Annotated in this window: 6 protein-coding genes; all 6 read right to left on the bottom strand. The window is 62.1% G+C overall.

Annotation, left to right across the window (positions count from 1 at the left end; all coding sequences use genetic code 11):
• Positions 1-381: 381 nt before the first annotated feature.
• The 6 genes from FFS10_RS08515 to FFS10_RS08485 all read right to left on the bottom strand — a co-directional run bounded on the left by FFS10_RS08515 (position 382) and on the right by FFS10_RS08485 (position 16,761).
• Positions 382-1,101, bottom strand: coding sequence for an HNH endonuclease (locus FFS10_RS08515; protein ID WP_137893532.1), 720 nt, complete (start codon positions 1,099-1,101; stop codon positions 382-384).
• The gene (locus FFS10_RS08510; protein ID WP_137893530.1) at positions 1,098-2,864 is read right to left on the bottom strand and encodes a GmrSD restriction endonuclease domain-containing protein; all 1,767 of its coding nucleotides are present in this window, start codon (positions 2,862-2,864) and stop codon (positions 1,098-1,100) included. Before FFS10_RS08510 ends, FFS10_RS08515 begins: the two co-directional genes overlap by 4 nt.
• Position 2,865: 1 nt before the next feature.
• Positions 2,866-6,717 (bottom strand): RNA-directed DNA polymerase, encoded by a 3,852-nt coding sequence (locus tag FFS10_RS08505; protein WP_137893528.1) that lies wholly within the window; start codon positions 6,715-6,717, stop codon positions 2,866-2,868.
• 132 nt (positions 6,718-6,849) lie between these two features.
• Complete coding sequence (locus FFS10_RS08500; protein WP_137893526.1) at positions 6,850-8,838, bottom strand: hypothetical protein; 1,989 nt, start codon at positions 8,836-8,838, stop codon at positions 6,850-6,852.
• A 9-nt stretch (positions 8,839-8,847) separates the two neighbouring features.
• A complete protein-coding gene (locus tag FFS10_RS08490) occupies positions 8,848-13,926 on the bottom strand; it encodes an Eco57I restriction-modification methylase domain-containing protein (protein WP_249931215.1) in 5,079 nt (1,692 codons plus the stop codon).
• A gap of 3 nt (positions 13,927-13,929) precedes the next feature.
• Entirely contained in the window at positions 13,930-16,761 is a 2,832-nt protein-coding gene (locus FFS10_RS08485) for a DUF8741 domain-containing protein (RefSeq protein WP_137893524.1), read from the bottom strand.

The following is a 16,761-nucleotide window of genomic DNA, read 5'->3' as shown; positions in this document are numbered from 1 at the left end:
GATTTATGTCCAGTGCAACGCGCCGCCACGCCCCAGATCGCAAGCGTTTACGCGGCCTGCCGGCCTACCCCATCCCAGAACTTCTCATAACTGGGGCCTTCTCATAATGGCCGTTATGTCGAGCTCTCCATAACGGCCAGAAGCCGACACTCAGCGGAAGGCATGGAAACAGTCGCTCGTGGGGAATCAATTGCCCTCGTTCGCCGCAGTAGTAAAGCTTCGCCCTGTTGGTTCGATCAAACTGTGGCTGACATTCTGCCGGGGTTGCTGCTGTAGCACAGCCTGCAGCACCCACTGGCGAGCTCATGCGGGGCGACGGGATTGGCTGAAGCGACGGGATGTGCGCTGAACGGACATCGGGCGCTGCGTTTGCGGGTGGACTCAGCCCCTGAAGACCTGGCTGCGATGAAAGGCCAGATATGGCCGGTGCTGCGCCTGCAAACCGTGCAATGCGCGCGATGAGGCCAATCCCAGGATGTCACGGGATTCCGGCGGCAAGGCAGCAGACCAAAGTGCGGCGCCGTCGGGCGCAAAAGTCATCCAACCGCCGTCAAACAGCGCGTCCAGATGCGGCGCCAGCAGCAGCCCGTTGAACACATCCAATCGTTCCTCGTCCGAATCGCATTGGGCCCAGGGCTTGATGTGGGAGGCCCGCAGCAGCTCAGGCACGGCCAGGCCCGTCACGCAGCAACGGCCCTGCCAGTAGTCCAGAAGCGCGGTGCGAAACAGGTTTTGGCCAACGCGCTGCACGACCAAGCGTTCGGCCTCGGTGGACTTGGGCAGCGTCGCCGTCGCCTGGTGGAATTTTTGCGCCACACGGTTGGGCATGGTGCGGGCCGTGGCAGCAGCCTTGTCGAGCACCTCGTAAAGGACGTTCCAGCCATGCACCCTGAAAACGTCGGCTGCTTCCTCTGGCACGGGTAACAGCATGGGCTCTGATGCCTGCAGCGCGAAATCGTCACTGCCTAGCGGCTCCACGGTGACGGACTCTGGAAACTGGGCCGAGCGAAATACCAGTCGTTTCTCGACAAGCTCGGGCGAGAGTTCAAAGCCGCAGTCAGCGGCGGCTTTCTCAAGGCGGGTTCGCTCCAGTGGGGTCACGCCGTAACTCCGGCGAGCTTCTTGTAACCGTCCCGAACGACTGCGGCGATGAGGGGGCGGCGTGCGGCCAAAAAGTCGGTGTAGGACATCGTCCACCAGTCTTTCGGCAACGCGTGCCAGCCACACATTTCATCCAGTTCTGCGGACGTGAATCGTTGGGCGTACTTGGGCCAATACGTAGTCGGTGCGTCGTCTGAGATGGCGATGTTGTCGTCCCATTCAACGAGCGTGTAGTTGGCAATCTGATTTGTGTCACGCACGCCTTCAATTCCCAGAGTCTTCAAGTACTTCTTGGGGAAGAGATGGTGGCGCTCAAGCGCCCTTTTCTGGCCTTGAGCCGGAGGGTCCAGCAAGTCAGATACCGGGCTTTTCGAGAACAATGCGCGAGCCCCCAACAGGGTCTTTGCCGCGTAGAAACCAAACAAGGCGGGGCTGCGACCTGCCGCAGTCGCCAGGTCCATCGGCAGGGTCTTGGTCCAGTAGTCGTCAGTCAGCGTGGCTTCCTCCACCTTGCGCAGCTGGGCCAGGAACGCATCGGCGGAGGTGACCTCGCGCAGTGAGGCTAGGTCCATTTCCATCTTGGACTCTGGCGAAGACGTGTAGCGCCCGGTCAACAACGACATGAACAGCCAGCGCGCGACGGCATTCTTCAGGTCAAAGCCTTCGACCTGGTACTCGGTGCGCCCGAGAAGGTACAGCTGGTAGGCGAAGACCAGGCCGTTGATGGAACTGATATGCCGCTCACTCCGGTAGCCAGCGCTACGCACCACATTCAGAAAGTCTGCCCAGCAGGTCAAGTCCAACACACGAGCCTGCGCTTGGCGCAGCAGGCTGAATTGGCTGTCGCGCTGTTGCTGGCTGAACTGGCCCGTCGCCAAGTCCTTGCCGCGCAGGATGGAATACACATGCTCCAGGCGGGCCCGACGGAAGGCAACGCCTACGTTTACGCGCAACAAGTGGTCGGGGTCGGGTTGGAAGAGCTGATTGAAGGGACTCGCCTGCCCGGCTGGCGCAGGGCGCCGTGCATCCTTGCAGAAGGTCTCAAGTTGGGAGCGTCCGTCGTCCCAGAACACCGACATCAACGTCAAGATGAAATCCGACTGATTGAGCTTCTTGCCTTCGCTGTTGATGCGGACGAACACGTCCGCCACTTGTTCTTCGGTGCAGGTTAGCGACAGCTCCAGCGCGATGAAGGGGAAGCTGGTCAGGCCGGACAGGCGACCAATAGCCTTGGCAATAGTTGCCTCCTCCTCCTTGCTAACCTCGCGCGCCGCACGGAGACGTTCTAGGTAATCGCTGATGGTGTCGTAGGTGGACGCGCGCAAAAATACTCCGGAAATGTCCAAGATGTACTCGGGGTCACGCTCGGTCGTGGCGTCAGGCACCTCGAACTTGCCGTCCTGCGGGCGAAAGGCGATGCGGATGTGCTCGCGCTCAAAGTTCTCTCGAAGCACTGCTTCACGTCGAATCACGGCATACAGCGAGGTCAGGCGCTGCTGGCCGTCCACGATGAGCAGTGATGGGGCCTTCTGCTTGTTCGTATCGCCGATAACCTTGGTATCAACACCCTCCACGCCGGTCTGCCAGAACAGGAAGTAGCCGACCGGATAGCCTCGATACATTGAATCGAACAGGTCGCGGACCTTGGCGTTGGACCAAACGAACGGCCGTTGGATGTCCGGCAGGCCAATTCGGCCGAGACCGATGTCACCAATCAGGGTCCCGAGCGGGTAGTGGACTTCTTTGAAAAGGCTTTCGCTCATTTCATTTTCTCCTTGCAAGCCCCGCTGGCCGGGTCTTGCCAATGCGTTCGTTCTTAACGACCTTGACCCCAGGCTTTGCCGCATTCAACCTCGGCCCGAAATCGTCCACCTTGACATCGAAAACGCTGACAGCAATTTGCTGAGGTCCATGCACGTGGGACACCAGCCGCTTGTGTTCCTGGTCGTATGGCGCTTGCGCCGTCGAGCCGCCGAATTCGCCGGAGTTCGCAATGAGCACATGCTGGTACATGTGATAACGCAACGCCGAAACCATGCTGTCAAAGGTCTTCACGTCCTTGTTCATCGCGGTGACGATGAACATGTGAGTCTCGTCCTTCAGGTCGGCGGCGAGGGCAATGTCCGTGGCGTCATAACACACCGCGCCCGAAATCCGATATCCTGGTTCATCGTTCCAGTTCAGCTCGATAACAACCTGGTAGGGCCGCCATGGCGACACCCCAAGTTTTTTCTCATCCTCGGTAACGTGCCATTTCCCTTGGTCCACCTCGACCCAGGAGCGTCGACCGGCTCTGCGCTGCGGCACAAGCCATCTACCCATATTCGCGGGCTTCTTAGAGCCGGGAACAGTTGCACCGAGGAGCCCATAGAACAGCATCGCGCCGGTCGCATCCGAAAACGCCCGCATCAGGTCCTGGTCATCAACATGAACTGTGTATTCAGGGAAGATGACCAAATCGACCTGTGGCTTATGCTCCTTTCCAAGTACCGTGTCACGCGCGACGAGCTGGCTGTATGCCATATGGAGCAAGGCTGCGGTATGGTTCCTGTGACGCGCGCGAAATCGGGGGGCGCTCAAGCCGGCAATTCCATCGCTGAGGAAGTCCCCCTCTGCCGGCATCAAGCCTTGCACTAGCACGACTCGCAGTGTCCTTCGAGATTTCAAAGGCCAATCAACTGGAAAGCGATACACAGGCATATTCGAACTGCGGCCGAACAGCTGCGCCTGGTCTTCCAACCTTTTCTTAAGGATGTTGGCAAGGTCGTCTGTTGTGCTTAAAGCATCGACGTCGACAGATGCGTGGCCATTCGCGATGCCTGGCCATCTCAGCAGCCCCAGCAAGAGGTTTGAGAACCACGGCGTGACTGCGGCTGTTGTACCTCCCAAATCGGCTGCGGTATGCACCATCCCCATTCGTCGCTTGTGCCAGGTACTTCGAAAACCGGCATACCAGCCAGGCTCGTCACGAAGCAGCCATTGTCGTGCCGTGAAATCCAGCTCGCCAGTCGCGGCCGCGCGCAAGAGTCGACCAAATGCATACATCCAGGACTGGGCCGCCGTACACCAGCTCGGAGTCGCGTAAAGGGGGTCAGGCGCACCACTGTCAGCGATATGGCGAAGACGGAGTACCAGCGTGCTTGGGTTCAGAAGTTTGGACCAGTCAGAACAACAGAGCTCAATTGACAAAGGTGTCAGCAATTCAGGTTGCTTCAGCGCCTTCTTTGGCAGGGTGGTCAATGCCAAGCCGAGTTGTAGCAGCGCGTTTTCCTGTTCGAACACAGCGTCAGGATGGGTGATGGCTCTGGCGAATGAAATCCAGGCATCGACGGGCAATGGTGGCGGATCGGGCTGCCAACGCGCGTCCACATAGCTGCCGAGATGTCGGGGAATGAGCTCTGCCTCCGCCGCTGCCGCGCCCCGCCCTGGGCGGGTTATGCCGTTGAAAAGCTGTTGGTCTGTCTGACCAATCAACTGGAGCGCTGCTCTGATTTGCGCCCTCGTTCTGCCCGCTGCGAACCGCTTAAACCACTGGACGTACTCTTTCGGTCGCTCACGAAGCTGATGCCCTACCAGTGAAATCGACACCTCGTCTATCGCTGACAAGTCGCGGCTGCGGCTCTGGCACTGCAAGAACTCGTGGAGCTTTCGATAAAAGCGGAGCTCTTCGCCGGCACTCAGCATGTTGCTCGTCTGTTCAACCGTGGCAAGTAGCAATGCCGCTTGCTGCTGAACGTACCAAGGCACGCGCTCCCACTCAAGCATGGTCTGCGCGAACACAGCCAGGCTTTCCCGGTATTTGCCCACGTTGCCGGCCTCAAAGCCCGCGTCTTGTGCGGCCCGCTTTCCGGTCTCCGTCGCCCCTGCCCTGAAAAGTTCAGCGAGCACATAGAAGACAACAGCATGCTCGGCAGCTGACACTTCCGGGCTTGCCATCAGCTTTCGCGTCAGTGCCTCCGTTACTGCCTCCAGTAGCTCAGGCGCCGGAAACAAGTCCAAGGCATACCTCAAGACTTGCACCAGCGAGGGGTTCACCGCCCACGCCGCAACCAATCGGCGTGCAGTCACTTCGAAATCGTGGAGCAGTGCGTCCTTTGCAGTCCCGTCGTCGCCTTGCTCGCTCAGGTCCGTCATGCTACGGCGCATGCGAAGGGACTTGGTCAGCCTATACGCCGAGAAGCGCGTCAGCGTGTCGTCGCGCACCTCAAGTTTGGGTCTGGCGACAGCGGCCAGCTGCGGCAATTCGCCAGCAGCGGATACCGAAGATGACTCCTTTAGACCAAGCTCCGCCAATGCGAGCAGACCGTTCAGGCCTGCCTCCAACTGTTGAAGGGTTGCAATGTCAAAAGGGCCACTCAGTTGCTGCTGCAATGACTTCATTCTCGCGGCGACACCGGACTCGCCGGCAACTGCGCTGTAGAGCTCCAGCTCCGTCTTTTCTCCGTTGATACACAACCGGGACTTCTTTCCCGACGGGAGTCTGGTAGACACATCTAGATGTCCCTGAACCCATTTTGCGACGGCCTTGGCGACCTGAGCCTCAGCACTTGCAGACTCAGGAGCTCGAACGGAGATGACCAACCGAAGGTCGTCCACGTATCGACAATAGTCGTAGACCCGAATACCGAACTCGGAATCAATGCTTGCCCCGCGCTTCGAGGCCAGGCCGACGACCCGGTCAAAGTCCATCAAATAGGCGTTGGCAAGGAACCCGCTAGCCACAAGGCCCTGAGGCAACCCAGAGGGCAGGACACCATCCCGAAACAGTGGCGCCAAAGTTCGGTCCTCATCGCGCCAACTAAAGTTAAGCACTTGCCGAGCCAATTCCCAAAAATCTGCTTCCGCCTTAGGTAACGACTTGTCCGTCTTTCGAAAAGCTGCATATTCACGCTTCAGACACGCAACCAGGCGGTCAAGGTCGATGTTGTCAAAGAAGGCACTGAGGTCCAACTTGACGATATAGACCAGCTCATCATCATCCTTCTGTTGGTCCACCAAGCGAGCCACCTCGTTGGGTCGCGCGACGAACTGCTGGTAATCCTGAAAATAGCGGCTGTACGTGTTTGAGTTTCCCCACGAGAACCGGGCCCGGGAACCATCGTTCGTCCAGCTGCAGAAGAGGCGATTGCCGTAGCTGTAGACATTCTTGTGAGCGGCCTCAAGGGGCTTGGTAGCCGGGTCACCTTGCGCTGATTCGATGCAATCCGCGAGACAGAGCATAAGTGCCGTGGCCACTGTCTGCTCCCTGATGCCCAAGTGGGCAAGCGGCCGGAGAACGAGAGGCTTGGGTTGTTCGCTACCGTCTTCCTTTTTTTCCGGCTTTGGCCCCCACGCTCCAGCCAGTTTGGGGCTGAAGATCCATGGAGCGTTCTTCGGGGCAGGCACTAACCATAACGGAGCCGGCTGGTAATCTCCATTGACGAGCGCGGTACGCCACTCGCTCAGTTTCCGGTCGAGGTCAACCGCTGAACAATCGAGCTCGAGGGTATCGGCATACCAGTTGTGCCGACGAATGTAGGTGTGGGATTTTTTCCATGCTTGCGCCAGCACGATTTCGTCACAGAGATACTGGACCTGGGGTGCAAGTGATGCGTACTTGTCTTTCAGTAGTCCCACTGGTTCTCCCTATCCCCACTCTTTTTGTGGTCGTCGACGCGAAGCCTAATGGCCTCACGCTCAAAGGCCAGAGGAGCTGACCACTCCCATACTTCGCCCTTCTCCCAGTCGCACTTGACGAGTCCCATGATTTCAGACAACTTCCGCAAGGCTGAGTTGTGGAAGAAGGCGCCGTTTAAATAGCAAATGATCTTCGGCGCCGGGAAGCAACTCAAGAATGATGTGCTCAGAACTCTGCAGTGCCGCTGGCGGCGCCGATGTCGTCGTCACGATGTACTGGAACGGCGTAGCACCGTTGCCAGAGAGACCCGCCGCTGCTTCCGCTGCCGTCAACAATAACTCGCGATACAAGCGCTCGCTCATGTCTGCCTCGCGGGGGCAGTCGTGCACAACGAAGCCCGGGTGATGACTAGCTTCAGCGGTTGCAGCATCGATGATGCAGGTGATGTCCCCGAGCAGCACTTCAAGCACTTGATAGGCCTCGCCACCCACCGCAAGTTCAAATGGATGGTCGTCAGACTCGGGCACGAACCGGCCGTAGCCCTCTTCGCCAAGTAGTCTCGTAGCAATAGTGCGCGTCAAATCCTTGATTTTTTCCGCCCGCTCTGAGCGCTCCTGGTTCCGTTTGACCAGGGCGGCCTTCTTGGTGTTCAGGTCCCGCATCAATTTCTCTTGTTGGTCTCGGGCGCGTTTCAGTGCCGGAGAGTCCTTCCCCTCGGCACGAGCAGCAGCACGCAACTCCAGGTCTGCCCAAACCGACTTGAGGTGCGCCCTCTGCGCCGCGCTCGTTCCCTTTCGCATCTGAAGGCGACGAACCTCTGCTCGCTTTGCGCTCACGATGGACTCTCGCGCCTTCAGTACAGCAGAGGCCGATAGCTCCGCTTGCTTCGCTGCCTGCAACTTGGTGTGCAGCTTGGGTTTGTCGGCCTCGACTTCACGCTGGCTAATACGCCACGGCAGGCTTGGGGTACCACGGCGCATGGCAATGTGGTCGCATGCGGAAAAGTCGACGTCGCCGTGACGACAATGTCCCGCGAGATTGTCCAGCTGTTGAAGCTCCGTCATGAGGCGGATGTACTCCTTCTCGTTGGCGTCCAGCAAAGACTGGGCGATTTCCGTCTCCTTCGACCGTATCGCCGACTCGCGTTGGAGCCCTTCGAGCCTGACCAGCAGCGGAGCCAGCGCCTCTTCAGCGGCTTCGGTCTCCCGGTCCAATACCTCCTCGGCCCTTTGCGCCGCCGCAAGTGCATCTGCCACCAACGACTGCAATGACGGGCCCAAGGTCGTTTCCAAGACGGGCAGGTCTTCATCGGCCTTGAGCAGGGTCCGCAGCTGTCGCTCCACATGGGTCAATCCGTAGACGGGCTCGCGCTCCAGCTCCAGCAGTTTCTGTTCGAGGCTGTTCATGGCCGTTTGAGCGGTCTCGACGTCTCGAATCAGTCGATCAGCCTCGGCATCCAGCAAACCGAGCACGGCCCGAACGAATAGGGGTGGGTCCTGCCGAGAGCGCCTAAAACCCAAGCCGTCACCATCACGCCAATGGAAAAATCCGTCGAAGCGTGTCTTCTGGTCGCGAATACACCATGCGAGCAAGTGCCGCCATTCCAAAGGTTGGCTACTGCCTGGTAATGTCGAGGCCGGCAGCTTCGCGATGAAGGCCTCGTGAAGAGCCATAGAAAATGCGGGGAAATCGCCGGGTAGCTGACCCGCCAACAAGGATTCAAGGTCATTGCCGATGCCCGCAATGGATTGGCTGTAGGCGCCGTAGGGCCGGTAGACAAGCCAAGCCGTCCCATCCACATGGACCTTGGCCGCCACGCCGCCCTTGGGAAATCCCGCTACGGCCTTTTCGCGCAACGATGTTATCGAGGGTGCTTCGTCCCCTAGGCAGTAGCGCATCAGCAGGCATAGTGATGTTTTTCCAACCCCGTGGCCGGCGCTGGCAAGTCCAGAGGCATCAGGCGATTCTGGCTCCCTCGCCCAGACGATGTTCAGTCCTGGGTGCAATGCGACAGTCCGCACCACAACCTGCGGCTCCTTCGACTCCAGGAGCCAAAGGCGCTCGACCCAAAGACGCGGTTGCACCCGGGTTGTTGAATATTGCTGAAGCCAGCCGTCCATCACACCTCCTTAGCGGGTCCCGCTCGCGCGCCCCTCAGACCCAGGTGACGCCCCTTCCGACTTCTGGGCATTCTGGTAGCGGGCGTCAAGGTCCAACATCAGTTTGGCCAACTCATGAAGCTCCGGCGTACTCCGGACATCTGCCGGCAAAGAGCTCGCCCCGTTCTGGAAAACAGTCCCGTTGCCCACGCGCAAGCTGCGAATCGACTGACTCGCGACCAAACGCTGCAAGAAGCGCGGAATCGGCTCCAAGAGATTTGGCGATGTCAGAGCGGCGTAGCGCGAGACCAAAGCAGTCAGCCGCGAAGCGTCCTCTGGGCCGAGAAACAGCTCGGGGTAGCCTGGCTTCGTGGCACGCACAACCATGGCCTGAACATCGCCCGCAGACAATCCTGTTGAGGAGTGCTCTACCAGCGCAGCGAGCAGGCCGGCCAACTCAGCCTCGCTCTCGTTGCGAATCACTCCGTGGTCGGAGTACACGACGCGTTGGTCCTGCTTGGCCGAGGCTGTGGACGCAACGACGGCTGCGTCCAAACGGTCCCAAGCCGCCAGCACCAGCCGTCGCGTGCGATATTCACCAAAGGCCCGCTCTTCGCCGTTCTTGAGCACGCGGAAGGTCTCAGAGGGGTAGTCGGGGCCCAGGACGTCGGCGGGGTCGAGGATGTAGCGCAGTTCGTCGCGGGTCAGGCCGTAGAGGTGGGCGTAGTAGGCGTCGAGCTCGGCGCGCAGTTGGGCGCGGCGTTCGGGCATCCAGGCGAAGGGGGTACTGCGCTGCTCCGCGGGGCGGGGGTCCCAGGCGGCCAGGTCGTCGGCCCAAGGCTGCAGGTCGTGCGCGGTGTGGGTGAGTTCCAGCACGCGGGGGACGATGTAGGCGAGGTCGGCTTCGGTGTAGCGGTCGGGAGGGCGGACGGGGAACTGCTTGAGGTACCCGTAGGTCAAGTGCGTGCCGCCGACCTTCTGCCGCGCGATGTAGTCAAAAACCAAGCTGCTCAAGTTCGCCAACATTGCCGCTTGGTGCGCGGGTGGCTGATTGGCGTAAAAGAGCGGCATGGTGTGCCCCACGCCCACCCTCGGCACCACCGACGCAATCACCGTGCGCTCCGCTGCTGCGTTGGTAATGTCCCGCCACCCCATCAACCACCGCGGGCTGCGGCGGTCCATCCAGACGTCAAGGAACTTCAAATCGAAACTGCCTCCACGCCTTGCGGAATGTCCGCAAGCAGCTCCTGAATTGATAGCATCTCCAGCCGCCCCCACCGTCTGCGGTTTCTGCACCGTCTCCAGCTCGGCCAGCTCCTCGTCGCTCAGGCCCAGCTCGGCATCCTGCAGCGCCCACTTGTTGAATTCGGGCAGAGCTTTTTTGCCGGTGGCGCCGTCACTTTTGAGGGCCTGGGCCAGGGCCGGGTGCCGGGTGGCCAGGGTCGCTTCGGCCGTCTGAGTGGCTTGCCAGGCCACGGCGGCAGTCCAGCCAGGCTTGTTGACGGCGGTCTGCTGGGTGGGCTGGCCGGCGCTGCGGCGGAACAGCTCACCCGCCACCCAACTGGCCAGGGCCAAGGTGAGCTGGGTGTGGCTGGCGGCATGAGCCCCGCGCACGGACGAGCTGGCGGGGTCGGTGCCACCGTTCGATTCGAACGCTTCGCTCCAGGCCAGCCAGGCGTTGGCGACGCGGCTGGGCACGCGGGCGATGCGGGCCAGCACCTGGCGCTCGTCCACCCAGTAGCGCGGGCGCACGGTGAAGGAGGGGGCGGCCTTCTGCGCGTCGCCCACGTCGGCGGTGTCGAGCCCGTTCGGCTTTTCCGGCGCGTCCACGTAGGTGGCCCAGCGGTGGTCGAACTGGTGAATCATCTTGGCTTCGTACAGCGGCAGCCGGGGTGGCTCGCCAGCCGCTGCAGACTCGTCCTTGAACAGCTCGCTATCACCCGACATGTGGAACATCGTCGAAAAGCGGATGCCCCATGGGTTCAAGTCTGGCTCACTCTCGCCCTGGCCTTCAGCGATGAGCACCGGGGCCGCGCAGTAGAGCTTTTTGGTCAGCTCGGCGTCGCGCTGGCTGCGGAACGTTGGCAGGGTCAACGTATTTGGATTCAGCCGTTCAAAATCCTGCGACGTCAGCTCGTACCATTTCTGCGCCTCGTACAGGTCTTCTATCTTGTCAACGTCAAAAATGAATCTGGCTTGTAGCGATGCAGCAATGGTGAAGAGGCAAAACGGCTTTCGTTCGTCCGTGGCAGGAAACCATCGGCGCACCTCGTAAAAACTGACTAGTTGCGCCAATCTGCCAGCTCGAACGACCGCACCGAAAAAAACTTTCGTGGTGTCGTCTGTGGCAATGCCCGTGGGCACGATGAAGCCAGCGCGGCCCGTCGGGGCGGTGAGCTGGAACAGGGTTTCGGCAAACAGCGCATAGGTGTTGACATCCCCCACGCCGGTCAGTGGAAAACGCCCACTGTCGTGCGCGTAGAGGCTGGCGGCTTCGGCGCCACGCCGGGCGCTGATGAATTCCTGATGCAGGTGCATCTCGGCTCGATTAGGTGGATGCAGGCCCTCGGCAGCTTCGACATCGGGGTACAGGGTGTGCAGCAGCAGGCCCTGGCGCAGCAGCTCGATGCGCTGGCTGCGCTCGGCCTTGTTTTTCGCGCTGGCCACCAGCGGGCTGCGGGTCGCGAAGAACTCTTCCTCCTGCAGCTTGATGCGCTCCCACGGCGGATTGCCCAGCATGACGGCAAAGCCGCCCTTGGACGCCACCTGCGGAAAGGCCAGCCACCAATGGAAGACGCTGTGGCTGCGGCACAGCTCGTAAGCAGCCTCGGCAATTTCCGGCTTGGCGTTCCGACCCGGTGTGGCGTGCAGCAAGCCCCAGAGGTAGCCCGAGAGCGGAATGCGCTCGCGGTCGACGGGCAGCTTGGGTGCCAGGAAGGTGGCCACGTAGGTGTCGGCCAAGCGCGCCAGGGTGCTTTGCTGGGCCTGCGCTGCGGCCTGCGCCCAGGCGCTGCGCTTCGCGTGGATGCCCTCCAGACTGTCGTCGGCCAGGTGTTCCACCGCATCGGCCTGCGCGGCGAGCTGGCTGGCCTGGAACAGGTCGCCGGCGGCCACGGCCTTCCAGCTTTTGAGGTCGGCCTTGTTTTGCTTTTTGAGTTCGGCGGCGGTGGCTTTGTCGTCGCCGCTGAGCACGGCGTAGGCTGCGTCGGGAATACCGTTTTCCAAAATCTTAGGGTCCAGCACGCCCAGCAGCGCGTCGCCCACCTGCAGGTGGTGGTCGAGAAAGGTCAATGGCCGGTCGGGGGTGTAGGCCTCGAGCCAGAGCGCGGTTTTCGCCAGGGCGATGGCCATGGGGTTCTTGTCGACACCATAGATGCAATGGCTGACGACGTCGCGCAGGGCGTGGCGGTAGTCGGCAGGCATGGGGGCCCCTCCCGGCGCGCGCAGCTTGGCCACTTCATCGGCCAGCCGGCGAGCGGCGGCCAGCAGAAAATGACCACTGCCACAAGCCGGGTCGCACACGGTCAGGGCCAACAGGGCATCAACCGGCTGCTGCGGGTTGGCGCGCACGGTGTCGGCAATCACCGGCTCCAGCGCGGACTTGATGAGCTCCTGCACTAGGCTGTCGGGCGTGTAGTAGCTGCCGGTGAGTTTGCGGGTGTTGCCTTTGGTGCTGGCGGCGGTGTCGTCGTCACCCACAAAGGCGAGTTTGGCGGCGTGCGGCTGACTCAGGGACTGGATATCGGGCACCAGCTCCAGCAGGCTTTCGTACACGCTGCCCAGTTCCTCGGGGCCCATATCGCGGTAGTTGACGCGGGTCAGGCCCGTGGCTTGGCGAAAGTAGCCAAGCTGGAAGATGGCGGCCAGCAGCCAGCGGTTTTCGATTTGCGCGGTGTTGAGGTGGGCGCATTGATCGGCATCGAACAGGCCGCCCAAGGCGGGCAGACCGAGCGCGGGCTGGCCTTGCGCCAGACCATCGAAGGTGATGGACATGGCCTGCCAAAGGTCGCCGTGCGCGTCGTGGCTGCTGCGGCGCACGGCGCGGTCGCGCAGCCAGGTCAGCGAGTAGCCGGCCAGATAGCGCTGCCGCACGTCTGGGGGCGTGTCGGGCGCGAAGATGAGCGGCAGGCCGGTGGTGGGGTCCATGCGGTCTTCGACGGTGGCCAGAAAAATCAGGCGATAGACCAGGCGCAGCAGCTCCTCGAAGAACGCCTGCTTGCCCAAGCCTTCAGCCTGCTCCTGATTTTGTAGCTGTTCACGCAGGCGGGTATTGGACGGGTGGCTTAAAAAGCCTGTTCCCAGGGCACGCAGAGCCTCGGCCACCTGATAGCGCAGGTTGCTGCGCACGGTGACGCCGGCTTCTTGCCCTGCAGTGCGCCAGCGCTCCCAGGGGCAGTCGGCTGCATTAGCCTCGGGCTTGGCAAAGCGGCTGGCGTGGGCCAGCAGCCAGAAGGCGGTGAAGTCGGCGTAGAGCTCTTCCGTGAACAGGGCTTCGAGGTCCACCTCGACATAGGCGGGGCGGGTCAGGCTGGGGTTGTCGCGCAGGATGCGCAGTGTGAGGCCGTTGGCGGTGATGGCCCAGAGGGACTGGTCCGAGGCGTTGAGCGCCTCCTGCGCCAGCATAAAGGGCGAGCGGCGGCGGGTTTTGCCGGTGTCGGGGTTGAATTCGCCAAAGCGCTCGGCGGGGGCATCGAGCTGCTGGTTGTGGGCGGCGAGGATGAGGGGCAGGTGCCCGGCCCTTGCGGCGTGCCCGATGTTGTAGCTGTGGCCGGAAGCCTTCACGCTGGCACCAGCGGCCAGGTCGGTAAAGCCCAGCACGTCGCGCAGCAACGGCACTAGGAAATCACGCACGGTGACTTGGTGCGTATCCACGTCCTGCCGCTGACGCAGGGGCTGGAAGTCGGTCCAGAGGTTTTGGGCAATCTTCCAGTAGCGTGCCACTTCATCGCGCAGCTTCAGGCCCTTGGGGATGCCATAGTGGCTGTCGGTCTGCTCGGTCTTATCAGGGGCTTGCAGCGTGGTGAGGCGCGCCAGCTCATCGGCGGGAATCAGACCGCCTTCGATGCGGATGGCCTGGTAGGCGAGTTGGGTGGTGGTGCGGCGAGCCATGGGTCAGCCCCCCGCTGCGGCTGGAACTAGCACATAGACGCCCATCACATCCACCGGCAAGCTGGCCGTGACCTGATAGCTGCCCTTGGCGTCGGCGGCTTCACGCACGCGCCGGTGGTCTTGCAGCAAGGCCTGGGCACGCTCGCGGGCGATGGCCTCCAATTGGGGCTGCCAGGATGGAATGGCATCGAGGGCTTGCTGCAGGTGGCGGTCACGAATCACAGGGGGCATGTTGCGTGTGGCTTCGGCGCCCAGCAGGGCTTGGGCCTGGTCGGTCGGTAGGGTCGTGACGGCATCCGCGCCAACGGCACTGACGGCCACGGTTTCTTCGCACAGCATCAGGCGGGTCTGGTTGCCACGCGTGACGCTGAGCTGGTGGCGCAGGCGCAGCAGTAGCACGGTGGTTTTGAGGCTGACATGACCCACGAAGGCGGCGCCAGCGCGGGCCACGTCGTCTTCTGAGGCGTCTTCCGATGCTAGCGCGCGCTCCAGCAGGGTGTCGGCCAGAGCCACCACCAGCGGGTGAGTGCGGTGGATGAACAGCGCCCCCTGGGCTGCGGGCTGGTGAAAGTCCACCCGCAGGGTGCCGGTAAAACCGTCAGCGGCCAGCCGTTCATTGACGGAGGACGGCAGTTGGTCGAGGTGCAGCTTGTGGTGCTGCTTGTAGGGCTCCAAGGGCACGCCGAGTTTGGCCACAGCACGCGCGACGAAGCGCGCCACGTCGTCCTCGCCCCCCAGCACGGCAGCCGACTTGCGCCATTCGGGCAGCACATCTTCGGGCTTGAGGCGGCGCTGGGCGAAGATGGAGCGGTTCTTGGCGGCCTTTTCACGGGCGCTTTGCCAAGCGGTTTCAATCTCTTTGGCGGGTTCACCAAAGTCGAGACTGACCTGCGTAGTGTTTCCCACCTGGTTGTGTTTGCGCAGCAGCACGGCGTTGAGCAGGGCCTGGGTGAGCTTGCCCTGGTCGTCGGGCATGGGGACCAGCACGCCGAGCTCCTTGCGGATGCTCTCGGCCTTGCGCAGGATGACCTGCAGCACGGCCCCATCGACCGGGTTGTCTTCACCGTAGAGCATGGTGCTGCGCACTTCACGCGCCTTCTGGCCGAAGCGGTCCACGCGGCCTTCGCGCTGCTCATGACGCGTGGGGTTCCAGCTCAGGTCGTAGTGGACCACCGCGGTGAACAGGCCTTGCAGGTTGATGCCTTCAGACAGGCAGTCGGTAGCGACCAGAATGCGCATCTCCGTGTCGCCCAACTCTTCCACGGCGGCTTCGCGCTCACCGGGCGTGAGCTCGCCTGTGACCGCCTTGACGGTGGCATCCTTGAACTTGCCACGCAGAAAGTCGGCCAGGTAGTGGGCCGTGGCGATGTAGCGACAAAAGACCACGGGCTGGAAACCTTCTTTGACCAGCAGTGTCAGGTGTTCCAGCAGCTTGGCGAGCTTGGGGTCGTTGGTGGCACCGGCCAGCTTTTCAGCGTCGGCGATGAGTTGTCGCAGGAGGGCGCTGTCTTCGGTTTGCGCAGCAGGCTCAATGTCATCGGCGGACAAGGCATCCTCCAGGCCATCGAGCACGCGGTCGCCGGCCTGGGCCTCGATGTCTTCCAGCGTGAGTTCGTCGGACTCTCCGACATTTACGGCACCATCCAGCCGGGTGCGCAGGGCGTTGGCGGCAGCGGCCGGCGACGAGGAGATGCAGCGCAGCAGGGCCAGCGCGGCCCACCAGTTCATGCGCTGCTCGCGCAAGCCCTGGCCTTCGGCGCGCTCGACCAGTTCGCGGGCGTAGCCCAGCACATCGTTGAAGAGCTGGCCCCAGGCTCCGGTGAGTCGGTAGGTAATTTCGGCCGTTTTGCGGTCCGGAAACATCGAGGTGTCTTGCCATTCGGCAATGTCGGGGCGGCGGCGCTGGACGAAGTGACGGGACAGGTCGTCGCGCAGGTCCATACGGGCGCCGGGCGGCAGGTCCTTGAGCTGCGTGAAGTCGGCCCGAAGCAGACCCAACAAGTTGAAGAAGGCGTCCTCGTCGCCGCTGTGGGGCGTGGCCGTGAGCAGCACCATGTGGCGGTTGGCGTCTTCGGCCAGGCCCTTAAGGAGCTGGTAGCGTTGTTGTCGGCCCTGGCCGCCCTGGGTACAGGTGTGCGCCTCGTCGACGATGACGCACTCGGGGCAGAAACGCTGGAAGGCTTCGCGGCGGCGCTCGGACTTGATGTAGTCCAGGCTGACCACGGTGAACGGGTTGGCGTCAAACACCGAGGTGCCGGGCGGCAAGTCGCGCTCCAGCCGGGCGGCGGTGGCGCTGCGCACCACCACGGCATGGATGTGAAATCGTTCGGCCAGTTCACGCTGCCACTGCTCGCACAGGTGCGGTGGGCACAGCACGGCCAGGCGCTCGATTTCGCCACGGTCCAGCATTTCGCGGGCAATCAGTGCCCCCTCGATGGTCTTGCCGATACCGACATCGTCAGCAACCAACAGCCGCACGGTGGGTAGCCTCATGGCCATCAGCAGCGGCACGAGCTGGTAGGCGCGCGGCTCGACGGCGATATTGCCGAAGCTGCGGAACGGGCCAGCGCCGTTGCGTAGCTTGAGTTGCAGCGCGTCCAGCAGTAGCTGGCTGGCGGCATGGTTACGGGCCTGCTCGATGCGCGGCCATAGGAAGGTGGCGGGCTGGACGGGCTGGCGCTCCAGCGGCAGATAAATCAGGGACTCGTCTTTTTCACCACCGCCCAGAGGACGCAGACGCAGGGTGTCCTGGTCGGACTCGGGCAGCACTATCCATTCGCGGCCACGGGCCGATACGAGGCTGCCCGGGTAAAACTCGGGGGTTGGAGCATTCAT

Source organism: Ramlibacter sp. 2FC (assembly GCF_005503345.1).
Taxonomy (GTDB): Bacteria; Pseudomonadota; Gammaproteobacteria; order Burkholderiales; family Burkholderiaceae_C; genus SCMQ01.
This window is presented reverse-complemented; position numbering and strand designations above follow the sequence as displayed.